Consider the following 21,819-nt stretch of genomic DNA (forward strand, 5'->3'; position numbering starts at 1 on the left):
GTTTACGAATCACTTCTGAATGTTTCGATAACACGAGAAGGCCTAGATGCGGCCATAGACATAGGCGGCGCGCCATCCGGACAGAGGAAATTCCCGCATCCCTCGGACGCCATATTGGGAGATGCGGTATGCGCTCGAGGTCGTCTCCTGAAGGACGCAAAGATAGGCCGCCGTTTCGCTTGGCGGGACGTTCTTGGCAAGCAGCAACGCATCATGGCCCGCCGCAGGGGGTCTTGCCGGGTTGACCCAAACCACTTCGCCTGTGTGAAAGCGGGGGCCCATGGACTCGTCGGGGGCGTAGAACCCGAAGACCAAGGCGGCTCCTGCGAAATCCCGTGCTTGCGGCCGGCGTTCGATGGGACGTTGCAGGTCTAGCAGCCACTTGCCGTTTTCGCCTGCTGCGCTTTCATAAAGCGGCGCCAGCGTTTCCTGACCTTCTTCCGGGAGAAAATGCGTTTCTGACTCAGCCAAGCCGGCGCGCTCGATGACGGCGGGGTTCAGTTCAAGATACTCGGCCGCCCTTTGCGCTTCCTCATATTTCAGCCGGCGGCGGCCTTTCAGCATCCGGGAAACCCCGGACTTGTCGATGCCGAGCGCAGCGGCCAGCCCGGTCTGGGTTTTGGCCGGGTCCCGCTCTAGCGCTTCGATTATCCAGTCAACTTCCCGTTGCATTCACTGCAACATGAAAGGCTTAGGGTTGATTTGCGATGGACAATTTCGCAACAATTTAAAGGGGTTGTTGCGATTTTGACAATTTATGCGAGTTATTTGTTGACGCTGGGCTGCGCGCTCGGCGGAAAAGGCGGGAAGCGGCGAGGGGATTGGAAAATGGCAGAGAAAAAACAACACGACGAGGCCAAGAAGCTGCGTGAGACCATCGACGCCTTCTCGGCCCGGCTCGACGCCATGTCCGCCGCCATTGAGCGGATGGAAGGCCGGCTTGATGTCCTGTATGAAGAATGCCAGCGCATCGGCGGCGCGGCGCAACGCACAATCCTCCGTCAGGAAAGCATTTCGAAAAGCCTTGACCGGCTTGAGCAATCTCTGCGCGAAAAATAGGAAAGGCGCTTGTCTTCACGCCAGGCGCGGCGAAGGAAGGCATGTCGCAAACTCTGCTTGTCTGCATCGGGGCGCAAAAGGCCGGCACAACCTGGCTCGCCGACTATTTGCGCGCGCACCCGCAGGCGCACATGCCGCCGGTAAAGGAAGTGCATTTCTTCGATGCTCGCTTTGTTCCGCAATGGTGCGCGAAATATGAAGAAGAGATGTTGGCGGAATATCAGCGCCTGACTGCAAATCTGACGCTTGCAACCTGCGGCGATCCCATCATTCAGCAGCGGCTTCACGCCATGCTCCTGCGCTTTCGGATGATCGCCAATCCCAATGAATATCTCCGCTTCATGAGCTGGGGCGCGCAAGGACGGCCTGTGCTTTTTGAAGCGACGCCTGACTATTCCATGCTGGACGGCCACGCCTTCAGCGTGATGAGGGATATTCATCCCGATGTGCGGCTGATTTTCCTGTTGCGCAATCCGGCCGATCGTTTCTGGTCGTCGATGAAATTCAATCAGACGCACAACCCTATGTTTGACATCGACGTCATGTTCGACCGGCTGATCGGGCGCGAGGACTTCCAGCTTCTGGGCAATTACGAACGCACCTTTGAAGAAGTCCTGAAGGCTTTCTCTCCGGAACGCCTTCATGTGGAATTCTACGAAAGGCTGTTCACGCAACGCGCGGTCGACCGGATTTGCGCATTCGCCGGGATCAAGCCAAAACCCGCTGATTTCGGCGCCCGCTCCAACGCCTCTATCGAAGGCGAAATGCCGCCCGCCCGGCGCGAGCAGGCCGTGCGCGCCTACGCCCATGTCTATCGCGGGGTCAACGAGCGGTTCCAGGGCGATCTGCCGGAGAACTGGCGCCAGGACATGCAGCGGTTTGGAATCTGAGCGAAAAAGCCGGCCGGGCTGCGACGGCAAGGCGGCCCGCGCGCTCTAGCCTCACGGGGTAAAGACGGCTAAACCACGCCCCGAATTTGGATATCAGACCCCTCAAGAAGGCCCGGCATGAGCGAGACGCGCGTCATCAAAGTCAACGGCGAGGAGATCGAAGTCGCCTCGAACCTCACCCTCCTGCAGGCCTGCGAGGCCGCGGGGGAGGAGATTCCACGCTTCTGCTATCACGAGCGTCTGTCGGTGGCGGGCAACTGCCGCATGTGCCTCATCGAGGTGAAGGGCGGGCCGCCGAAGCCCGTCGCCTCCTGCGCTCAGAATGTCCGGGATCTGCGCCCCGGTCCCGACGGCGCGCCGCCTGAGCTTTTCACCAACACGCCCATGGTCAAAAAGGCGCGCGAAGGGGTGATGGAGTTCCTCCTCATCAACCACCCGCTCGATTGCCCGATCTGCGACCAGGGCGGGGAATGCGACCTTCAGGATCAGGCCATGGCCTATGGCCGCGACGGGTCGCGCTATGCGGAGAACAAGCGCGCCGTCGAAGAAAAATATATGGGCCCCCTGATCAAGACGATCATGACCCGCTGCATCCAATGCACGCGCTGCGTCCGGTTCGCGACGGAGATTGCCGGCGTTGACGATCTGGGTCTCGTCAATCGCGGCGAGAATGCGGAAATCACCACCTATCTTGAAAAGGCGGTCCAGTCCGAACTCACCGGCAACCTCATCGACGTGTGCCCGGTGGGCGCGCTCACCTCCCGGCCTTATGCATTCAACGCGCGGCCATGGGAGCTGCGCAAAACCGATTCCATCGACGCTATGGACGCCGTCGGCTCGAACATTCGCGTCGACGCGCGCGGTCGCGAGGTGTTGCGCATCCTGCCGCGCCTGCATGAAGGCGTGAATGAAGAATGGATCGCCGACAAGACGCGTTTCGTGTGGGACGGTCTCCGGCGCCAACGGCTCGACAAACCCTATGTGCGCAAGGACGGCCGCTTGCAGCCCGCAAGCTGGGATGAGGCGCTGTCGGTCGTCGCCGAAAAGCTGAAAGCGGCGCCGAAGGAAAAAGTCGCCGCGCTCGCCGGCGATCTCGTTCCCGCCGAAGCGGTGAAGGCGCTGAAAGACCTGATGACCGCCATCGGCACGCCGCATATGGACTGCCGTCAGGACGGCGCGAAGATCGGGAGCGGCGACAGGCGCAGCTATCTCTTCAACACCGGCATCGCCAATCTCGAGCAGGCGGATGTCATCCTGCTGATCGGGACCAATCCGCGCGCCGAAGCGCCGATGATCAATGCGCGCATTCGCAAAGTCTGGCTCAACAATCTCGATGTGAAGATCGGCCTTATCGGCGAACAGAATGATCTTTCCTACGATTACGACTATCTCGGCGCCGGGCCCGACACGCTGGCGAGCCTTGCAAAAGGCGAGGGCGCTTTTGCAGAGGCGTTGAAATCCGCGAAAAATCCTGTGGTCATTGTCGGTATGGGCGCCCTTGCGCGCAAAGACGGCGCTGCGATCCTCAACGCAGCGGCCAAACTCGCCGATGGCGTCGGCGCCATCCGCGGCGACTGGAATGGCTTCAACGTGCTTCATACGGCGGCGGGCCGCGTCGGCGCGCTCGACCTGGGCTTCCTTCCAGGTGAGGGCGGGAAGGACTTCGCTGGCATTCTCGAGGCCTGCAGCGCCCGGGAAATCGAGTTCGTTTACAATCTCGGCGCCGATGAGTTCGACGGGCAGAAGCTTAACGGCGCCTTCGTCGTCTATCAGGGCAGCCATGGCGATATGGGCGCACGCTATGCCGATGTGATTTTCCCGGCGGCGGCCTATACCGAACAAAACGCGATTTTCGTGAACACCGAAGGCCGGGCGCAGCTTGCGAACCGCGCCGCGTTCCCGCCGGGCGACGCGCGCGAAGACTGGGCGATCATACGCGCGCTCTCCGACCGCATTGGCAAGACGCTCCCCTATGACGACGTGTTCGCGCTGCGCCAGGCGATGATCGCCGACGCGCCGTCGCTCGGCCGTATCGACCAGATCGGCAATCTGGAAGAGCGCTTCGATGCGAGCGCCTGCGGCGTTGCGGGCGAGATGGACGGCGCGCCTTTCGTCTCGGCGGTGAGAGATTACTATCTCACCAACCCAATCGCCCGCGCCTCGAAAACCATGTCGGAATGTTCCGCCGTGATGAGCGGCGCAAAGCGTCAGGCGGCGGAGTGACGACGGCGCTTCAGAAAGCTTTTTCCGGCCGCGTGGTCGTCAATGCTTTGATCTCTGTGCCGTTAGGGCTTCTCATTTGTGCGGTCGTTCTGATCCTTTTGAGCCTTTTGCTAAATGAGTCCTCGTCCGAGGAGGGGCCTAATCTTTTGGATTCGGCCAGAACGTTCGGACTATATTTTCTGGTTGCCGTGCATATAGGTTATTTAGCCGCTTTGCTTATTGGCGCGCCAATTCACTACCTGCTCGTGAAAACACAAAAGAATAATTTGCTCGGCTATATATTTGGCGGCGCAATTGCATCCATGATCCTTATTGCCCTGTGGATTGTTCCAGGGTTCGCTCATGGAGTGCAGGTGACCGCTGATGAGTTAGCTGGCATATCTTTCTTCTATGGCGTGCCGCCGATTGTGATCGCCGCTGTCTTCGGGGTTTTAACAAGCCGTTCAGAACGTGTTAGTGATGCTTCCTACCGATGAGAAACAGGCGGAGATACTCGATCAAATCCGCATCAATGTCGCTTTCGAGGAAATGGTCGTCGCCGTGCTTGCTGGCGCTTTGGCCGGCGGCGCGCTCACGCTCCTGTTCGCCGCGGCGGAACTCCTGAACGGGTTTTCTCTGACATTGCTGGTGTCCGCTCTCCTTGAAGGTCTCTTCGTCAGTATCCTGATTTTTCTGGTGGGCTTCGGCGCCAGCGTGGCGTTCGGCGCGCCGCTTTTCGCGGCCCTTGAAAAACGCAAGCGGCGCAATCTCTGGCCCTATCTCGGCGCGGCCATGGGCGTCGCCGTTGCCGTGCTGGTGTTGTTCACAATCGGTTTCCCGTCGGTAAGCGCCGCCAGCGTCAGAACCCTCGCTGTCATTTTCCTCCCCCCGCTGATTGTTTCCCTTGTCTTTGTAAGGCGCATGACGCCCCACTGGCGCGCGGCGGAAAAGGCCGAATCCGAGGCGGAAGGCCCGATCCTCTTTAGAATCCATTGAGTTTCTTCGGCGGGCTGCGCCGTCCCTGCGGCGAGCCGAACTTCACGAACGCCGCTCAAGTCGCTACATTGGTCGCAAGAGATGGAGGCGAGCAATGATCAAAAATCTTATTCTTTACGCCGGCGCCCTGGCGCTTCTTGCAGGCGGCGCAGCTCTTGCTGATGACGATGAAATGGTGACGAGCAAGCTCGATCTGGGCGGCTTCGACGCCATCACCATCGCCGGCGTCTATGAGCTTGACGTGCGCGTCGGGCCTGGCTTTTCCGTGGAGCTTTCCGGTCCTGCTTATGAAATGAACCGGGTCGAGGCGTCGGTGAAAAACGGCGCGCTCGTGCTCGATCAGCGCAAGCGCATGAAGGGCGAGAAAAACCGCAATAATCGCGACGGGATCGAGGCGACAATAACGCTGCCGAGCCTCACTGCGCTGAAAATATCGGGCGTCGTTGACGGCCATGTGTCGGATGTCGATGCGGATAATTTCTCCATCAACATTTCCGGCGTTGGCGATCTCGAAGTCGACGGCGAGTGCGGCGCGCTTGACGCCAACCTTTCCGGCGTCGGCGATCTCGACGCCCGCGGTCTTGAATGCGCGACGGCCGAGGTGAAAGTCTCCGGCGTCGGCAGCGCGGTGGTGTTCGCCAGCGATGCAGTAGATGCAAAAGTCTCCGGCATGGGCGATATCGACGTCTACGGATCGCCTTCCAAGGTAAGCAAGAACAAGAGCATGTTCGCGGACATCACCGTCCACTGACGAGTTCTGCATCCAGTTATCAGTGGTCTGTGGACCGCAAATAAGGGGCGCCGCCGGCGCCCTTTCTTTTTAATCGGGACACGACAGGCCGCAGACCACAAGCCAATCGGGCCCCAATTCGCCGACCCGCCCTTCAGACATGGCGAGCTGCGTTTGTGTCTTCGTGCGCCGGTGCTAATATTCACTGGGGATAAACGGGAGGCGACCCATGAGAATTTTCTTTGGCATTATTATCGGTTTGATTTTGGCGCTCGTGATAGCCGGAGCGGCCGCGCATTATGCGTTCGGTTCGCTGCGAGACATCGGCGGGCGCGACAAGAGCCAGGACGTCACGGAAACGCTTGATCTCGTCGGGTTCGACGAGATCGATGTTGGCGGCGTATTCGAGATCGACGTGACCGTTGGCGGCGACTTTTCCGTGGTCGTGTCGGGTGCTCCATCGGAAATGGAGCGGCTGGAGGCGAGCGTTGAAAACGGCGTGCTGAAGCTCGACCGCAGGGAAGGCGGCAATGGCAAACATCGCTGGCGCAATTTCGGTCTTACGGCCGACATCACCCTGCCGGCGCTCAACGGCGTCGACATCGCCGGCGTCGCCGACGGCAAGATCTCGGGCGTCGACGCCGATGACTTCGAGATCGATCTCGCCGGGGTTGGCGATCTTGAAATCAGCGGGACCTGCGGCCGGCTGGACGCAGATGTTTCCGGCGTTGGCGATCTCGACGCCAAGGAACTTGAATGCCGCGAGGTCGACATCGACGTCTCCGGTGTCGGCTCGGCCAGCGTCTACGCCAGCGAGGCGGCGGACGCCACAGTCAGCGGCATCGGCTCCGTCGATATTTATGGCTCGCCCGGCCGGGTCGAGAAAACCAACAGCTTCATCGCCTCGATCAACGTGAAATAGGGCGAGAGCGCCAAACCCGCCTGAAAAGGGGCCTGTCCGCGACGGATTGGCTCCTTTTTCCTAGGTGACTAAAGGGGCGATCCTCGTTATGACGCGGCCCCATGGAAGAGATCTGGACAAATCTGGTCACCCGGCCGACCGATCTGGGCTGGGGATGGTGGCTGGCTTCGACGGCGGCGGGCGCGCTGGCGGTCCTCGTGACGCTGCTCCTGGCGCAGGCGTTCCTCATGTATTTCGACCGCAAGGTCTGGGCCGCCGTGCAAATGAGGAAGGGCCCCAACGTCGTCGGCCCCTTCGGCCTGCTGCAGTCCTTCGCGGACCTCTTCAAATTCGTTTTTAAGGAAATCTTGATCCCGGCCGGCGCGAACAAGGTCGTCTTCATTCTCGCGCCGATCATCACCTTCGTCCTGGCGCTCGTGGGCTGGGCGGTGATCCCGGTGGGCCCGGGGCTCGTGGGCGCCGACATCAATGTGGGCATCCTTTATCTCTTCGCGATTTCCTCCCTCGGCGTTTACGGCGTCATCATGGGCGGCTGGGCGTCGAATTCGAAATATCCGTTTCTGGGCAGCCTCCGGTCGGCGGCGCAGATGGTGTCCTATGAAGTCTCCATCGGTTTCGTCATCATCACCGTCCTATTGCTTGTCGGATCGCTGAACCTCTCCGAAATCGTCGAAAGCCAGGCCCGCGCCGGCGGCGGCTTCTGGAACTGGAATTTCATTCCGCTTTTCCCGATGTTTGTTGTGTTCTTCATTTCGGCGCTGGCGGAGACCAACCGCCCGCCTTTCGACCTGCCGGAAGCAGAATCCGAACTCGTCGCCGGCTATCAGGTGGAATACTCCTCGACACTCTTCCTGATGTTCATGATCGGAGAGTTGGCGAATATCGTCCTGATGTGCGCCATGCTGACGATCCTCTTCTTCGGTGGCTGGCATTCCCCGATCCCGTGGGAGCCGCTGATGTGGGGGCCCATGCCGGTGTTGTGGTTCATCCTGAAAGTCGTCTTCTTCTTCTTCATGTTCGCCATGGTGAAGGCGATCGTGCCCCGCTATCGCTACGATCAGCTCATGCGCATCGGCTGGAAGATCTTCCTGCCCTTGTGTCTCGTCTGGGTGGTGCTGGTGTCGGGGGTGCTCCTGGCGTTCCCCGGCGCGGTCGATTACCTTCAGAGCTGGAGGAGCTAGACATGGCTCGCATCGCACAAGCGCTTAAAGGCTTCCTGCTGCTGGATTTCATCAAGGCGTTCGGCCTTGCCATGAAATATTATGTGACGCCGAAAGCGACCTTGAATTACCCCTTTGAAAAAGGCCCCTTGTCTCCGCGCTTCCGCGGCGAACATGCTCTGCGCCGTTATCCGAACGGGGAAGAGCGCTGCATCGCCTGCAAACTCTGCGAAGCGATCTGTCCGGCGCAGGCGATCACCATTGAGGCCGAGCCCCGCGACGACGGTTCGCGCCGCACCACGCGCTACGATATCGACATGACCAAATGCATCTATTGCGGCTTCTGTCAGGAAGCCTGTCCGGTGGATGCGATTGTCGAAGGGCCGAATTTCGAATTCGCGACCGAGACCCGGGAAGAGCTGTTCTATGACAAGGACCGGCTCCTCGCGAATGGCGACCGCTGGGAGCGCGAGATCGCCCGCAATCTCGAACTTGATGCGCCCTATCGGTAACCGGCGTTATAATACCTGTTCAAGCCCGCGCGACAGTGATGTTCTATTCTGCAATGGCGGACATCTTCCTTTTAGTCGCAGCTGACGCCACCGGTCCAGTGGCCGCTCCACAGCGAACAGCAACAGTGCTGACGCGCCGAATACGCCTGCGAGCATGAGCCAAAGCGCTTGCGGCGGACTGGCTGCGTGCACGAGCGCAATGATCAAGATATGCGTGATGTAGATAGGATAGCTGAGATCGCCGATCATGCGATCCATACGGTTGTTTCCCGTCGCAAGAAAAGCAATCGGGGCTGTGATCGCGACGCCGAGATAGACGAGCCAGTTGCCTGCTTCCCTGCTGATCGGCAGATAAGCATGGGCAAGCAGCATGACCGCCATGGCGAGCGTGATCAAAAGTCGCAGGTGTTGCGGAATCTGCTTCGCCAGTCCCAGGCCGCGATAGGCGATCATGCCAAATAGAAAGAGGCATAATTCAGCGGGGAAAAGCCGCCGCGGCCAAAGATCATAAGTGATCTCCTCTCCGAACAAAACGCCGCCCTGCCGGATAGCGATGCTAGCCGCCGCCAGAGCGACGAGGATCCAGGTTTTGCATCGGGCTAGAAAGGGGGCGAGGGCGTAGAACATCAATTCAAAGGACAAGGACCAGGCCTGCGGGACGAGCAGATAATTCCATGCGGGATGGTTTCTGCCCGTATTGGCGAAGGCGGAGTCGAGCAACAGGCCTTGTTGCGTGTTGACGTCAAACCAGCAAAGCACGTCCTGCCCCAGGAGTGTTAGATTTGCGATTATGATGCTGAGCCCCGCCCAAGGAGTTGATAACGCCGCCAGAAACTCTCTGCGATTGGTGTAATCGTTAATGTCGAAGGCGAAGAGCGCCACGGCTGAAAAAAACAGAACAATCAGGTAAGACGGAAACAGGCGCAGCAAACGATTGGTATAAAACACCTTTGTCGCGCTGGCGTATTTCTCGTCGAGTATCAGCGCCATATAAAAGCCGGAGATCACGAAAAAGCCCTGGACTGCGAGGCCGGCATTCATTGGCGCATAGCCGGCTCTGGCATGGCCGAGGACGACCGCCATCGCTAAAATAAGACGAAACATGCCCATTTCAGCGCTCCAAGCTCCATGCTCGCCGACTATGCCTCGGTCGATTGCGATGTCAAACGAACGCTCTGGCGCAATGGCGCGGCCTGGCTTCCCATGCTTTACTTGGCCCCGCGATTGCCTGCGGGGGTGTTTATGAGCGAGCTTTCAAGAAAGTCACTGTCCTTGCCGGACGCTGTCGCTGCGGGCTTTTTGCTTGCCGGCGTTGTAGCTTGCGCCAATGATGGGGGCGACGCTCATGTGGAAATGCGCGCCCCGGCGCGCGGCCTTGTCTATGCGCGGGAGGCCTGTGCGTCCTGTCATGCGGTGGAAGTGGGGGAGTTCAATTCGCCTAACGCCGCCGCGCCGTCTTTTGCCGCGCTGGCGGGCCGGCCGGATATGACGCGGTCGACGCTCTCTGCGCTCTTGCGTTCGCCCCATCGCAACATGCCGAACCTGATCGTCGAGCCGGACAGGGTCGACGATCTGGCCGCCTATCTGTCCGCGCTCGGAAATGGCGGCTGAGAAGCCGTAAAGGCGCTCCGTTTAACCGGCTTTTCCCCAGCAAGAAGACCGTGGCGATAAGCCCCGGATTTCCGCCGATTTTCGCCTTCTATCCCTTTGCAAAGCCCGGCCAATGCCTCTAAAAGCGCGGCCAGTATCGCCTATGCCTCGAGTCGCCCCGCAAGCCGGTGGGGGAAGGGGGTAGGGGGAACCAGTCCATAAGCGCCATTCGGCGCGTTTTTTAAACGAGCCACGATCGGTCCGGGAAAGTCTCGCGCGCCAAGCTTATGTCCATCGCCGCCTTCGCCTTTTATCTGTTCGCTTTCGCCGCTATCGCCTCCGGGTTCATGGTTGTGGCGTCGAAGAATCCGGTCCATTCGGTCCTGTTCCTGATCTCGGCTTTCATTTCCGCCGCCGGGCTCTTCGTGCTCATGGGCGCGGAATATCTCGCCATGGTGCTGGTGGTCGTTTATGTGGGCGCGGTTGCGGTGCTGTTCCTCTTCGTCGTGATGATGCTCGATGTCGACTTCGTCGAAATGAAGCAGGGCTTTTTGCAGTATCTGCCCATCGGCGGCGCGCTCGCCGCCATCGTCGTGTTCGAGCTCATCATGGTAGTCTTCGTCTGGGCGTTTCCGTCCGACGCAGAGCTCGCTCGCGCGCATCCCTCGCCGACAGCGGCCGAAACCGTCGCAGACCCTAACGGGCCTAACAATATCGAGGCGCTGGGGCTCATTCTCTACACAGACTACGTTCACTATTTTCAGATCGCGGGCATGGTGCTTCTCGTCGCCATGATCGGCGCGATCATTCTAACCTTCCGGACGCGAGAAGGGATCAAAAAACAGGACCCCGCGCGCCAAGTCGGCCGCAAGCGCGAGAAAGGCTACGAGCTTGTAGACATCCGGCCGGGCCAGGGACTGTCATAGGGGTATTTTAGACATGGACATCGGCCAAGAAATAGGTTTGGGACATTATCTTTCCGTCGCGGCGATCCTCTTCGCCATCGGCATGGCCGGCATCTTCCTCAACCGGAAGAACGTCATCGTCATTCTGATGTCGATCGAGCTGATGCTGCTCGCGGTGAACATCAATCTCGTGGCGTTCTCGCAGTTTCTGGGCGATCTCGTGGGTCAGGTTTTCGCCTTCATGGTGCTGACCGTCGCCGCCGCCGAGGCCGCGGTCGGCCTCGCCATTCTCGTTGCCTTCTTCCGCAATCGCGGCGACATCGCCGTCGATGACGCCAGCTTGATGAAAAACTAGGGGCGCGCAGCGTTCATGGAACCCTTTGTCGTACTTCTGCCGCTCTTTGGCGCCATGCTTTCGATGCCGGTTGGGCGCGCCTTCGGCTATCGCGCGTCGGAGCTTTTAACGACCAGCCTCCTGCTGATCGCCGCGGTCATGTCGTGGTTTCTGTTTTTTGATGTGGCGGTCGGCGGTAATGCGCGCACGATCACGCTATTCGAATGGATCGGCTCCGGCGACTTCCGCGCCAACTGGTCGGTGCGGCTCGATTCCCTGTCGGCGGTGATGCTGATCGTCGTGAACTCGGTCTCGTTCCTCGTTCACACCTATTCCATGGGCTACATGAAGGATTACGGCGAACAGCCGCGATTCTTCGCCTATCTCTCGCTCTTCACCTTCGCCATGCTCTGCCTGGTGACGGCGGACAATTTCCTTCAGCTCTTCTTCGGCTGGGAAGGCGTCGGTCTCGCCTCCTATTTGCTCATCGGCTTCTGGTTCAAGAAAAAGTCGGCGAACGATGCGGCGATCAAGGCGTTCATCGTCAACCGGGTCGGGGACTTCGGTTTCGCTCTCGGCATCATGGCCATCTTCTATGTTTTCGGCACGATCCAGTTCGACGAAGTCTTTCAGGCGATTGCGAACAACGCGACCGTAACGCCGTGGAACGCCGCCGAGGGCGGCCATATTCAGGAACTGACCATCCGGTTCCTCTCCTGGGACTTCCATGCGCTGACCGTCATTGCGGTGCTGCTGTTCATCGGCGCCATGGGCAAGTCGGCGCAGTTCCTGCTCCACACCTGGCTTCCCGACGCCATGGAGGGCCCGACCCCGGTCTCCGCGCTCATCCATGCGGCGACCATGGTGACCGCAGGCGTGTTTCTCGTCTGCCGCTGCTCGGTGATCTATGAATATGCGCCAAATGCTGCGGCGCTGGTGACCCTCGTGGGCGCTGTGACCGCATTCTTCGCAGCGACGGTCGGTCTCCTTCAGGACGACATCAAAAAGATCGTCGCTTATTCCACCTGCTCTCAGCTCGGTTACATGTTCTTCGCCGCGGGCGTCGGCGCCTATGGCGCGGCGATGTTCCATCTTTTCACGCACGCTTTCTTCAAGGCGCTGCTCTTCCTCGGTTCGGGCGCCGTCATCATCGGCATGCACCATGAGCAGGACATCAAGAAGATGGGCGGCGTCAAAGAGCTCATGCCTTTCACCCACATCCTTATGGTCATTGGCACCATCGCTATCACCGGCGTCGGCATTCCCGGCTTCAAGCTTTTCGGCGCGCCGTTCGGGACGGCAGGGTTCGTTTCTAAGGACATGATTCTCGAAAGCGCGTTTTTCGGCGGGGAGGCGGGCGCGCCTTTTGGTTATTTCGCATTTACGCTCGGCCTGCTCGCGGCGGTGATGACGGCTTTCTATTCCTGGCGCCTGATCTTCCTCACTTTTTGGGGCCCTTCCCGCGCGCCGGAACATATCCGTAAACATCCGCACGCCGTTCCCGACACCATGATGGCGCCGCTGGTGCCGCTGGCGCTTGGAGCGCTTGTCGCCGGCATGGCGTTCTACGGCTACTTCGTTGGCGACAAGGCGGACAAGTTCTGGAACGGCGCGCTCTATTCAGCCGAAGCGCATCATGAAGAGCCGGCGTCCGCCGCCGATCATCTGAACGCGACGGAGCTCGCCGCCATGCGCGAAGAGAGCCATGCTCAGGAAAGCCATGGCGAAACAGACGACCATGCGACGGCTGACGATCATGGGGCGGCTGCTGAAGAGCACGGCGGCGGCCATCACGATATCCCGGTCTGGGTCCTGTGGGCGCCGTTCATCGCCATGCTGACCGGCACCTTCGCTGCGGGCTGGCATTATCTGCGCGGCGATCCGTTGAAGCCGGGCCTCCTGCGGCCGGGCGGCATGATCTACGCCTTCCTCAAGAACAAATGGTATTTCGACGAGATCTACGACTTCCTCTTTGTGAAGCCTGCGATCGCCATCGGACGCTTCCTCTGGAAGGACGGCGACGGCAAGACGATTGACGGCGTCGGCCCCGACGGCATCGCCGCCGCGGTCGCGGCGGGCGCGCGCCGCATCGTCAAAATCCAGAGCGGCTATGTCTATCACTACGCCTTCGCCATGCTGGTGGGCATTGCGCTGCTGGTGACCTTCATTCTCATCCGGGCAGGGGGCGGCCAGTAATGACTGAAAGTTTCGCAAACCAGCCCTGGCTCAGCTTTATTACCTTCGCGCCGCTTGTTGGCGCGCTGTTCATCGTCGCCGCGCGCATGGTGGCGCGCAAGAACGACGACGGCTCCATCGCAGCCGACGATCTCGCGACCGTCGAGCGCAATTCAAAGATCATCGCGCTCGTTTTCACAGCCGCGACGTTCCTGTTGTCGCTCGGCGCCTATGCGCTTTACGACCCGTCTGTCGCCGGTTTCCAGCTGGTGGAGCAGTTCCCCTGGCTCGGCGGCGGCATCAGCTACAAGATGGGCGTCGACGGGATTTCGATCCTTTTCGTGCTGCTCACAACCTTCTTTATGCCGATCTGCATTCTGGCGTCTTGGGATTCGATCAAGACCCGCGTCGCCGATTACATGATCGCATTTCTGGTTCTTGAAACGCTGATGATCGGCGTGTTCTGCGCCCTCGATCTTTTCCTCTTCTACTTCTTCTTCGAGGGCAGCCTCATCCCGATGTTCCTCATTATCGGCGTGTGGGGCTCCAAGGGAACGAAGGAATTCGCCGGCGTCGTGATGCCGAGCCGCATCTACGCGTCGCTGAAATTCTTCCTCTACACGCTGCTCGGCTCGCTCCTCATGCTGATCGCCATGGCGTGGATGTATGCGCAGGCGGGAACGACCGATATTCCTGCGCTGCAGAATTTCGACTTCCCGGCGGGCGCGCAGACCTGGCTGTGGATTGCGTTCTTTGCCTCCTTCGCGGTGAAGATGCCCATGTGGCCGGTGCACACCTGGCTTCCCGACGCGCACGTTCAGGCGCCGACGGCCGGCTCCGTTGTGCTCGCCGCGATCCTCCTGAAGATGGGCGGATACGGCTTCCTGCGCTTCTCGCTTCCCATGTTCCCGCTGGCGAGCGCCGATTTCGCGCCTTTCGTCTTCGCGCTTTCCGTCATCGCGATTGTCTACACCTCGCTGGTGGCGTTGGCGCAGGAGGACATGAAAAAGCTCATCGCTTATTCCTCCGTCGCCCATATGGGCTTCGTCACTATGGGCATCTTTACGGGAACGGAGCAGGGGATCGACGGTGCCTTATTCCAGATGCTCTCGCACGGCTTCATCTCCGGCGCGCTGTTCCTTTGTGTCGGCGTCGTTTACGACCGCATGCATACGCGCGAGATCGCGGCCTATGGCGGTCTCGTCCATCGCATGCCGCTTTACGCCTTTCTCTTCCTCTTCTTTACGATGGGCAATGTGGGCCTGCCGGGAACCTCGGGATTCGTCGGCGAGATTCTCACCATGACCGGCGCCTTCAAGCTGAATAGCTGGATCGCGTTCTTTGCGGCTTTCGGCGTCATCTTCTCGGCGGCCTATGCGCTGCGGCTTTACCGGGAAGTGATGTATGGCAAGCTCGAAAAAGAATCGCTGATGGCGATTACCGATGTGGACACGCGCGAGCTGGCGACGCTGGGCGTCCTGATGGCTTTCGCCCTGTTCCTTGGGTTCAATCCCGGCCCGGCGCTCAACGTCTTCAGCCCGGCGGTCGATCTCCTGATCGAGAATTACAATGCGGCGCTCGTTGCGGGCGGAGTGAACTGATGAGCCTTCTCGAAACCCTTTCCTTTACCAGGCCGGAGCTCATCCTGGCGATCGGCGCCATGGCGCTGTTGATTGCGGGCGTCTTTCTCGGCGACAAGTCCGCGCCGAAGATTTCACTGGCCTCCGTCGCATTGCTCGCGCTCGCCGGAATCTTTGTTTTTCTGGCGCCGGGCGGCGGCGCGACGGCCTCGCTGTTTGACGGCGCCTTCCGCATCGACGCCTTTTCGACCTTCTGCAAAATCCTGATTTATGGCGCGGCAGCGTTTGCGATCCTGATGTCGGATCGTTATCTCGCGGGGGAACAGCTCGGCCGTTTCGAATATCCGGTGCTGATTGTTCTGGCGTCGCTCGGCATGTCGATGATGGTGTCGGCGAGCGATCTCATCTCGCTCTATATGGGCCTCGAAACACAGAGCCTCGCGCTCTATATCCTCGCATCCTTCAACCGCGACAGCCGCCGCTCGACGGAAGCCGGGCTTAAATATTTCGTGCTCGGGGCGCTTTCGTCCTGCCTTCTCTTGTACGGCGCGTCGCTGGTTTACGGGTTTACCGGTTCGACAGTCTTCACGGAGATCGCCAAGGCTGCGGCTGCGGGCGGAAACAATGCCGGTCTCGTCATCGGCCTCGTCTTCATGATCTCGGGCCTCGCCTTCAAGGTTTCCGCCGCGCCGTTCCACATGTGGACCCCGGATGTCTATGAAGGCTCGCCGACGCCAGTGACGGCGTTCTTCGCCGCCGCTCCGAAACTTGCGGCGATGGCGCTTTTCACTCGCGTCCTCATGTCTTCTTTCCCCGGCGTCGTTGACGACTGGAAACCGGTGATCGCGCTGATTGCGCTCGCCTCGATGGCGGTCGGCGCCTTCTCGGCGATTGCACAAACGAACATCAAACGTCTGATGGCGTACTCGTCCATCGGCCATATGGGCTATGCGCTGATCGGCCTTGCCGCCGGAACGTCGCCGGGCGTTTCGTCGGTGCTCATCTATATGGCGATCTATATCGTGATGACCGTCGGAACCTTCGCCGTCATCCTGATGATGCGCCGCCGCGGCGGCATGACGGAGAACATCTCCGATCTCGCCGGTCTCTCGCGCACCAACATGCCTATGGCGCTGATCCTGACTGTCTTGCTGTTCTCGCTCGCGGGCGTGCCGCCCACGGCCGGCTTCTTCGGCAAGTGGTATGTGTTCCTCGCCGCCGTCGATTCCGGGCTCATCTGGCTCGCCGTCGCCGGCGTCTTCGCCAGCGCCATCTCGGCGTTTTATTATCTGCGCGTCGTCTGGTTCATGTGGTTCGACGATCCGGCGCCCGCCTTCGAGCGCGATCACGGGCCCGCGCTCGGTCTCGCCGCCTGGGGCTCCGCGCTGCTGATGTTCCCGCTCTTGACCGTTGGCATGGGCTATCTGCGCCAGATCGCGGAAACCGCGGCGGCGTCGCTTTTTTAGCGCGTGCGGCGGCTTCCTTCAGGAACGCGCATTGAAACTTTCGACACGCTCGATTCGACGAGCGCCGAGGCGCGCCGCCGCTCCGAAGCCGGCGCGACGGAGCCGGTCTGGATTGTCGCGCTCAGACAAACCGACGGCTATGGCCGCCGCGGCCGCCGCTGGGAACAGGATGCGGGCGACTTCGCCGGAACGCTTCTCTTCAAACCGGAGGCGCCGCCTGAGCATTGGGGCCAGCTTTCTTTTGTCATCGCGCTGGGGCTCGCTTCGGCTTTCGACGGTCTCGTCGGCGAAGACAAGATCGATCTCAAATGGCCTAACGACGTTTTGCTCGATGGCGGCAAATGCGCAGGCATCCTGCTTGAAAATCTTGGGCGCCATCTTTCCATCGGCGTCGGCGTCAACATGGTCACCGCGCCGGAAGGCATGCCCTATAAGGTGACGCGGCTTGTGGATTATGTTTTGCCCCCGCCGGGGCCGGGCGCATTCGCGGCGTCCCTCGACGGTCATTTCCAGGATTATTACGGGACGTGGGTGAGGGAAGGTTTCGCCCCGATCCGGGACATCTGGCTCAAACGGGCGCGCGGCGTCGCGGCGAAGATCACGGTCCGCCTCCCGAACGCTGAGTTTTCGGGCGTTTTCGAGGGAATTGATGAAACCGGCGCCCTGATATTGCGTACCGGGGAAGGAACGCGGACAATCGCCGCGGGCGACGTATTCTTTTCGCCGCAACCCGAGGATTAATCCATGCTGCTCGCCATCGATGTCGGCAACACGAATTCGGTGATCGCGCTTTACGATGCGGACAAACCGGCGGCGCAATGGCGCGCCTCCACCTCGACGACGCGCACCGCAGACGAATACGCGGTCTGGCTGGCGCAGCTCATGGAATTCGCCGGCTACAAGCTGACCGACATTTCCGAATGCATCATCTCGACCGTGGTGCCACAGTCGCTGTTTCATCTGCGCAATTTGTCGCGGCGCTATTTCAACTGCGAACCCTTTGTCATCGGCCATGACAATATTCCGGGCGTCGAGGTGCGGATCACGAAACCGTCCGAAGCCGGCGCCGATAGGCTGGTGAACGCGGTCGGCGCCTTCACCGCCCATGGCGGCCCGCTGGTGGTGGTGGATTCAGGCACGGCGACGAATTTCGACATCGTCGGCGCCGATGGCGGATTCGAAGGCGGGGTTATCGCGCCGGGAATCAATCTTTCCATGCAGGCGCTGCACGAGGCGGCGGCGCGCTTGCCGCGCATCGCCATTGAGAAGCCGGCGAAGATCATCGGCACCGACACGGTCGGCGCCATGCAGACCGGCGTTTTCTGGGGCTATATCGCGCTCATCGAAGGGCTCATCGACCGCATCAAGAAAGAATATGTGAAACCGATGAAGGTCGTCGCGACTGGCGGCATCGCGTCTCTCTTCGAAGGGCAGACGGACGCCATCGATATCTTCGATCACGATCTCACCATTCGCGGGCTTTTCGAAATCTCGAAACGCTTGAAGGTGAAATAGTGTCGCGCAAGGAGCTTGTTTTCCTGCCGCTCGGCGGTTCCGGCGAGATCGGCATGAACATGAACCTTTACGGTTTCGGCACGCCCGCAAACCGGCAATGGATCATGATCGACTGCGGCGTGATGTTCGGCGATCTGACGACGCCGGGCATCGATCTCATCTGTCCGGACCCGACTTTTATTCTCGAAGAGAAGGAAGCGCTGCACGGGCTTCTGCTGACCCACGGCCATGAAGACCATATCGGCGCCGTGGCGCTGCTGGCGCCGAAACTCGGCTGTCCGATCTATGCGACGCCCTTCACGGCGGCGCTGGTCGCGCGCAAGCTTGAGGAATATGGCGCCGCCGATGTGGAGCTCAACGTCATCGGCATGAATGCGCGCTTTCAACTTGGGCCATTTGACATTGAATATGTCACGCTCACGCATTCCATTCCCGAACCGAGCGGCGTCGTTTTGCGCACTGACCTCGGGACGGTGCTGCATACGGGCGACTGGAAAATCGATGCGACGCCATCGCTGGGTCCGCTGACCGATGTCGGCACGATCAAGAAGCTCGGCGATGACGGGCTGCTCGCCATGGTCTGCGATTCGACCAATGTCCTCTCGTCAGGCGAGTCCGGTTCTGAAACGGCTGTGAAGGAATCGCTCATCAAGCTGATCGCCGAACAGGAAGGCCGCGTCGCCGTGACGACCTTCGCGTCCAATGTCAGCCGTGTCGTCTCCATCTGCGAAGCCGCCGCTGCGGCGGACCGCAGCGTCTGTCTCCTCGGGCGTTCCATGCTGCGCATCGTCGATGCGGCGCGCGAGACGGGGCTGCTGCCGGATGGGCTCGCTTTCGTCGATCCGGTGGACGCCGGCCATCTGCCCCGTCAGCATGTGCTTTATCTATGCACCGGCAGTCAGGGCGAACCGCGCGCGGCTTTGTCGCGCATCGCCCGCAACGATCACCGCGACCTCATTCTGTCCGAAGGCGATACGGTGATCTTTTCCTCGAAAATCATTCCCGGCAATGACCGTGAGATCTACAACCTGCAGAACGATCTGGTTGAACTCGGCGTGAAAGTCATCACCGAGAAAGACGAATTCGTGCACGTTTCCGGCCATCCTTGCCGGGAGGAGTTGCGCGCCATGTATGAATGGGCGCGGCCGCGCATCTCGATCCCTGTGCATGGCGAAGCGCGCCATCTTGAGGAACATGCGGAATTCGCGCTTGAGCTTGGCGCGGAAAAATCCTTCGCACCGCGAAATGGCGATCTCATCCGCATTGCGCCTGAAGGGCCGGAGCGGATCGACGAAGTCCCCGCGGGCCGCATGTATCTCGACGGCGACGTCCTATTGCCCGACGGCGCCGCGCCCTTGCGCGAGCGGCGCAAGCTTTCCTATGCGGGCGCGTTAACGGTCTCGCTTGTCCTCGACAGCAAGGGAGCGCTGGCGGACGATGTGATCGTGGAAGGCGTCGGCGTTGTCGACGATGAAGGCGAGGGGCCGGATTACGCTGGTCTCGCTGACGACATCGAAGACGCGGTGCTGGGGCTGCCGAAAACCAAACGCAGCGACGACGAGGCCGTGATTCTGGCGGTCAAACGCGCGGCGCGCGCCTATTACGACGATGTCTGGGGCAAGCGCCCGGTCATCATCACCCATATTCACCGGACAGCGTCATGAATCCCGCCGGCGCCATTGTCATTTACATCGTCTGGTGGTGGGTCGTCTTTCTTGGCGTCCTGCCGATGAATGTCGAAGGGCGCTGGGAAAAACCCGATGACGGCGTCGAAGGCGCCGATCCCGGCGCGCCGGCCGATCCGAAGCTGAAACAGAAAGCCTGGCTGGCGACGAAAATCGCCTTCCTTCTCTGGGCGGCGACGGTCGCGATCATCCTCAGCGGCGTTTTCAATTTTCGGGATTAACATCCTAGAAAAATAGGCTTTTCCCGGCCTTGCGTTCGTTCGAGGGCTGGAATAGCAACTGATAAAAGGCAATCTCATTCACTTGACTCCGGTCGCACCAGCGAGGGGCAGCCATGAGCGAAACCGCGCCCGTTGAAGAAGAAGCGCGCCCGGACGGTCAGCCGCCCGAGGGCGACGGGCAGTTTTCGGAAGACCAGACTCTGACGCCGGAATTCGTGAGCGCTGTCGGTGACGCCATCGAGGCCGAAGACAGCGAAGCGGTGAAGGGGCTGACGCGCGAGCTGCATCCTGCCGACATCGCCGACCTCATCGGCCTTTTACATGAGGAAGACCGTGAGGCGCTGATAAAGCTGCTCGGCGGGGCGCTTCCGTCAGAGGTTCTGGCGGAACTCGATTACGATCTTCTCGAAGACATCATCGACGCCATGGAGCCCGAGAAGGTCGCCGAGGCGGTCGCCGAGCTCGACACCGACGACGCAACCTTCGTTCTCGACAATCTCGATGAAGAAAAGCAGGCGGAGATCCTCGCCTTCGCGCCGCTGGAGGACCGGCTGGCGCTACGCGCCGCGCTCGACTTTGAGGAGGAAAGCGCCGGGCGTCTCATGCAACGCGAATTTTTCGCGTCGCCCGCTTTCTGGACTGTCGGTCAGATCATCGATCGCTTGCGCGGCACGGAAGAACTGCCGGACCGTTTCTACGAGGTCTTCGTCGTCGATCCTGCTTTCAAGCCGGTTGGATCGGTTCCCTTGTCGACGCTCTTGAAGTCGCCGCGGGAAACGGTGATCGAAACCATCATGACCAGCCGCGACATGCGCACCATCCCGGTCACCATGGACCAGGAGGAAGTTGCGTATCTCTTCGAGCAGTACAACCTCATTTCCGCGCCCGTGGTCGACGACGCCGATCGCCTGATCGGCATGATCACGGTGGACGATGTGGTCGAGATGGTGCGTGAAGAAACCCATGAAGACATGCTGGCGCTGGGCGGCGTCGAATCCGACACAGGTCTCAACGATACGGTGTTCGAGACGGTGCGGTCGCGGTTTTCCTGGCTCGCCGTAAACCTCGCCACGGCGATTCTTGCGTCGCTTGTCATCGCCCTTTTCGACGGCGCCATCGGTCAGATCGTGGCGCTCGCCGTCCTGATGCCCATCGTTGCATCCATGGGCGGCAATGCCGGAACGCAAACGCTCACCGTCGTCGTCCGGTCGTTGGCGACGAAGGACCTGACGCCTTCCAACGCCGCGCGCGTCGTTTTGCGTGAGGCGCTGGTGGGATTTCTGAACGGCGTCCTTTTCGCCATCATCATGGGCGTGCTTGCGGGCGTCTGGTATTTCGCGAGCGGCTGGGGCGGTCAGGATGACGCGATGCGTCTCGGCATGGTTGTCGGGATCGCGATGATCGTGAATCTCTTGTGCGCCGGGCTCGCGGGCATCCTCGTGCCTATCGGTCTGCAGCGCGCCGGCGCCGACCCCGCAGTGTCTTCTGCGGTGTTCGTCACGACGGTGACGGATGTGGTCGGCTTTTTCGTATTTCTCGGACTTGCGGCGGCGGTGCTTCTGCCGGCGGCGTGATTTACGCCGCAGGCGGAGCTTTTCTGAATTTGCGCTGCGCCAGATAGATTGCTCCCCCGGCAAGAAGAATAAGCGGCAGTCCCGGCTCCGGCGCGTCGACCGGCGGCTCCTCTGGCGGGCATTCCTCGTCGTCCGGATTGTCTTCATCGCAGGGCGGCTCGGTCGGCGGAATGACGACGACCGGCGGCGCGATGACGGGCGGGATCGAAGGCCAGCCCGGGAAGTAAGGCGGAGGCAGCGGCGCTTCGGACGCCGGCGGCGGCGTCACGGGCGGAATTTCCGTTGGCGGAACCCGCCGCGTTT

General features: G+C 60.5%; 23 protein-coding genes. 20 read left to right on the forward strand and 3 right to left on the reverse strand.

Features of this window, described 5'->3' with window-relative positions; all coding sequences use genetic code 11:
- Positions 1-42: 42 nt before the first annotated feature.
- Positions 43-672 (reverse strand): helix-turn-helix domain-containing protein, encoded by a 630-nt coding sequence (locus ACQY5P_RS19385; RefSeq protein ID WP_428408523.1) that lies wholly within the window; start codon positions 670-672, stop codon positions 43-45.
- Between the two features lie 156 nt (positions 673-828).
- On the opposite strand from ACQY5P_RS19385, the gene ACQY5P_RS19390 reads away from it, so the two are divergent.
- The 9 genes from ACQY5P_RS19390 to nuoI all read left to right on the forward strand — a co-directional run bounded on the left by ACQY5P_RS19390 (position 829) and on the right by nuoI (position 8,471).
- The gene (locus ACQY5P_RS19390; RefSeq protein ID WP_428408524.1) at positions 829-1,059 is read left to right on the forward strand and encodes a hypothetical protein; all 231 of its coding nucleotides are present in this window, start codon (positions 829-831) and stop codon (positions 1,057-1,059) included.
- A 41-nt stretch (positions 1,060-1,100) separates the two neighbouring features.
- Positions 1,101-1,949, forward strand: coding sequence for a sulfotransferase domain-containing protein (locus ACQY5P_RS19395; protein ID WP_428408525.1), 849 nt, complete (start codon positions 1,101-1,103; stop codon positions 1,947-1,949).
- Positions 1,950-2,066: 117 nt separating this feature from the next.
- A complete protein-coding gene (gene nuoG / locus ACQY5P_RS19400; RefSeq protein WP_428408526.1) occupies positions 2,067-4,172 on the forward strand; it encodes an NADH-quinone oxidoreductase subunit NuoG in 2,106 nt (701 codons plus the stop codon).
- A complete protein-coding gene (locus ACQY5P_RS19405) occupies positions 4,169-4,648 on the forward strand; it encodes a hypothetical protein (protein ID WP_428408527.1) in 480 nt (159 codons plus the stop codon). Before nuoG ends, ACQY5P_RS19405 begins: the two co-directional genes overlap by 4 nt.
- Positions 4,632-5,147, forward strand: a complete 516-nt coding sequence (locus ACQY5P_RS19410) for a hypothetical protein (RefSeq protein WP_428408528.1) — start codon at positions 4,632-4,634, stop codon at positions 5,145-5,147. Before ACQY5P_RS19405 ends, ACQY5P_RS19410 begins: the two co-directional genes overlap by 17 nt.
- Positions 5,148-5,241: 94 nt before the next feature.
- On the forward strand, positions 5,242-5,898 hold the full coding sequence (locus ACQY5P_RS19415; RefSeq protein ID WP_428408529.1) for a head GIN domain-containing protein: 657 nt from the start codon (positions 5,242-5,244) through the stop codon (positions 5,896-5,898).
- A 208-nt stretch (positions 5,899-6,106) separates the two neighbouring features.
- Entirely contained in the window at positions 6,107-6,799 is a 693-nt protein-coding gene (locus tag ACQY5P_RS19420; RefSeq protein WP_428408530.1) for a head GIN domain-containing protein, read from the forward strand.
- A gap of 101 nt (positions 6,800-6,900) precedes the next feature.
- Positions 6,901-7,980 (forward strand): NADH-quinone oxidoreductase subunit NuoH, encoded by a 1,080-nt coding sequence (gene nuoH / locus ACQY5P_RS19425; protein WP_428408531.1) that lies wholly within the window; start codon positions 6,901-6,903, stop codon positions 7,978-7,980.
- A 2-nt stretch (positions 7,981-7,982) separates the two neighbouring features.
- A complete protein-coding gene (gene nuoI / locus ACQY5P_RS19430) occupies positions 7,983-8,471 on the forward strand; it encodes an NADH-quinone oxidoreductase subunit NuoI (RefSeq protein ID WP_428408532.1) in 489 nt (162 codons plus the stop codon).
- Between the two features lie 6 nt (positions 8,472-8,477).
- On the opposite strand, the gene ACQY5P_RS19435 is transcribed toward nuoI, so the two are convergent.
- On the reverse strand, positions 8,478-9,581 hold the full coding sequence (locus ACQY5P_RS19435; protein ID WP_428408533.1) for an acyltransferase family protein: 1,104 nt from the start codon (positions 9,579-9,581) through the stop codon (positions 8,478-8,480).
- Between the two features lie 132 nt (positions 9,582-9,713).
- On the opposite strand from ACQY5P_RS19435, the gene ACQY5P_RS19440 reads away from it, so the two are divergent.
- The 11 genes from ACQY5P_RS19440 (at position 9,714) to mgtE (ending at position 21,516) form a co-directional block, all read left to right on the forward strand.
- Entirely contained in the window at positions 9,714-10,082 is a 369-nt protein-coding gene (locus tag ACQY5P_RS19440) for a hypothetical protein (RefSeq protein WP_428408534.1), read from the forward strand.
- 266 nt (positions 10,083-10,348) lie between these two features.
- Complete coding sequence (locus tag ACQY5P_RS19445) at positions 10,349-10,987, forward strand: NADH-quinone oxidoreductase subunit J (RefSeq protein WP_428408535.1); 639 nt, start codon at positions 10,349-10,351, stop codon at positions 10,985-10,987.
- A gap of 13 nt (positions 10,988-11,000) precedes the next feature.
- Positions 11,001-11,321 carry an NADH-quinone oxidoreductase subunit NuoK gene (nuoK, locus tag ACQY5P_RS19450; protein WP_428408536.1) on the forward strand — a complete coding sequence of 107 codons (321 nt, stop codon included), beginning with the start codon at positions 11,001-11,003 and terminating at the stop codon, positions 11,319-11,321.
- A gap of 15 nt (positions 11,322-11,336) precedes the next feature.
- Positions 11,337-13,496, forward strand: a complete 2,160-nt coding sequence (gene nuoL / locus ACQY5P_RS19455; protein WP_428408537.1) for an NADH-quinone oxidoreductase subunit L — start codon at positions 11,337-11,339, stop codon at positions 13,494-13,496.
- Positions 13,496-15,076 (forward strand): NADH-quinone oxidoreductase subunit M, encoded by a 1,581-nt coding sequence (locus ACQY5P_RS19460; protein WP_428408538.1) that lies wholly within the window; start codon positions 13,496-13,498, stop codon positions 15,074-15,076. Before nuoL ends, ACQY5P_RS19460 begins: the two co-directional genes overlap by 1 nt.
- Positions 15,076-16,521 (forward strand): NADH-quinone oxidoreductase subunit NuoN, encoded by a 1,446-nt coding sequence (gene nuoN, locus ACQY5P_RS19465; protein WP_428408539.1) that lies wholly within the window; start codon positions 15,076-15,078, stop codon positions 16,519-16,521. The genes ACQY5P_RS19460 and nuoN overlap by 1 nt, the downstream gene beginning before the upstream one ends.
- A 3-nt stretch (positions 16,522-16,524) precedes the next feature.
- Entirely contained in the window at positions 16,525-17,262 is a 738-nt protein-coding gene (locus ACQY5P_RS19470) for a biotin--[acetyl-CoA-carboxylase] ligase (protein ID WP_428408540.1), read from the forward strand.
- 3 nt (positions 17,263-17,265) lie between these two features.
- The gene (locus ACQY5P_RS19475) at positions 17,266-18,036 is read left to right on the forward strand and encodes a type III pantothenate kinase (protein ID WP_428408541.1); all 771 of its coding nucleotides are present in this window, start codon (positions 17,266-17,268) and stop codon (positions 18,034-18,036) included.
- Positions 18,036-19,700: a ribonuclease J gene (locus tag ACQY5P_RS19480; protein WP_428408542.1), complete on the forward strand. Its 1,665-nt coding sequence runs from the start codon at positions 18,036-18,038 to the stop codon at positions 19,698-19,700. Before ACQY5P_RS19475 ends, ACQY5P_RS19480 begins: the two co-directional genes overlap by 1 nt.
- Positions 19,697-19,942, forward strand: a complete 246-nt coding sequence (locus ACQY5P_RS19485; RefSeq protein WP_428408543.1) for a DUF1467 family protein — start codon at positions 19,697-19,699, stop codon at positions 19,940-19,942. Before ACQY5P_RS19480 ends, ACQY5P_RS19485 begins: the two co-directional genes overlap by 4 nt.
- 113 nt (positions 19,943-20,055) lie before the next feature.
- On the forward strand, positions 20,056-21,516 hold the full coding sequence (gene mgtE, locus ACQY5P_RS19490; RefSeq protein ID WP_428408544.1) for a magnesium transporter: 1,461 nt from the start codon (positions 20,056-20,058) through the stop codon (positions 21,514-21,516).
- 1 nt (position 21,517) lies between these two features.
- Here mgtE and ACQY5P_RS19495 read toward each other — a convergent pair whose 3' ends face one another.
- Entirely contained in the window at positions 21,518-21,784 is a 267-nt protein-coding gene (locus ACQY5P_RS19495) for a hypothetical protein (protein ID WP_428408545.1), read from the reverse strand.
- Positions 21,785-21,819: the final 35 nt, after the last annotated feature.

The sequence above is a fragment of the Hyphococcus sp. genome (assembly GCF_965267305.1).
GTDB lineage: Bacteria > Pseudomonadota > Alphaproteobacteria > Caulobacterales > Parvularculaceae > Hyphococcus.

What these genes read in the sequence shown, in the direction of transcription:
- ACQY5P_RS19385 (WP_428408523.1), bottom strand. Translation starts at nt 672, where the DNA reads ATGCAACGGGAAGTTGACTGGATAATCGAAGCGCTAGAGCGGGACCCG.
- ACQY5P_RS19390 (WP_428408524.1), top strand. Translation starts at nt 829, where the DNA reads ATGGCAGAGAAAAAACAACACGACGAGGCCAAGAAGCTGCGTGAGACC.
- ACQY5P_RS19395 (WP_428408525.1), top strand. Translation starts at nt 1,101, where the DNA reads ATGTCGCAAACTCTGCTTGTCTGCATCGGGGCGCAAAAGGCCGGCACA.
- nuoG (WP_428408526.1), top strand. Translation starts at nt 2,067, where the DNA reads ATGAGCGAGACGCGCGTCATCAAAGTCAACGGCGAGGAGATCGAAGTC.
- ACQY5P_RS19410 (WP_428408528.1), top strand. Translation starts at nt 4,632, where the DNA reads ATGCTTCCTACCGATGAGAAACAGGCGGAGATACTCGATCAAATCCGC.
- ACQY5P_RS19415 (WP_428408529.1), top strand. Translation starts at nt 5,242, where the DNA reads ATGATCAAAAATCTTATTCTTTACGCCGGCGCCCTGGCGCTTCTTGCA.
- ACQY5P_RS19420 (WP_428408530.1), top strand. Translation starts at nt 6,107, where the DNA reads ATGAGAATTTTCTTTGGCATTATTATCGGTTTGATTTTGGCGCTCGTG.
- nuoH (WP_428408531.1), top strand. Translation starts at nt 6,901, where the DNA reads ATGGAAGAGATCTGGACAAATCTGGTCACCCGGCCGACCGATCTGGGC.
- nuoI (WP_428408532.1), top strand. Translation starts at nt 7,983, where the DNA reads ATGGCTCGCATCGCACAAGCGCTTAAAGGCTTCCTGCTGCTGGATTTC.
- ACQY5P_RS19435 (WP_428408533.1), bottom strand. Translation starts at nt 9,581, where the DNA reads ATGGGCATGTTTCGTCTTATTTTAGCGATGGCGGTCGTCCTCGGCCAT.
- ACQY5P_RS19440 (WP_428408534.1), top strand. Translation starts at nt 9,714, where the DNA reads ATGAGCGAGCTTTCAAGAAAGTCACTGTCCTTGCCGGACGCTGTCGCT.
- ACQY5P_RS19445 (WP_428408535.1), top strand. Translation starts at nt 10,349, where the DNA reads ATGTCCATCGCCGCCTTCGCCTTTTATCTGTTCGCTTTCGCCGCTATC.
- nuoK (WP_428408536.1), top strand. Translation starts at nt 11,001, where the DNA reads ATGGACATCGGCCAAGAAATAGGTTTGGGACATTATCTTTCCGTCGCG.
- nuoL (WP_428408537.1), top strand. Translation starts at nt 11,337, where the DNA reads ATGGAACCCTTTGTCGTACTTCTGCCGCTCTTTGGCGCCATGCTTTCG.
- ACQY5P_RS19460 (WP_428408538.1), top strand. Translation starts at nt 13,496, where the DNA reads ATGACTGAAAGTTTCGCAAACCAGCCCTGGCTCAGCTTTATTACCTTC.
- nuoN (WP_428408539.1), top strand. Translation starts at nt 15,076, where the DNA reads ATGAGCCTTCTCGAAACCCTTTCCTTTACCAGGCCGGAGCTCATCCTG.
- ACQY5P_RS19475 (WP_428408541.1), top strand. Translation starts at nt 17,266, where the DNA reads ATGCTGCTCGCCATCGATGTCGGCAACACGAATTCGGTGATCGCGCTT.
- ACQY5P_RS19485 (WP_428408543.1), top strand. Translation starts at nt 19,697, where the DNA reads ATGAATCCCGCCGGCGCCATTGTCATTTACATCGTCTGGTGGTGGGTC.
- mgtE (WP_428408544.1), top strand. Translation starts at nt 20,056, where the DNA reads ATGAGCGAAACCGCGCCCGTTGAAGAAGAAGCGCGCCCGGACGGTCAG.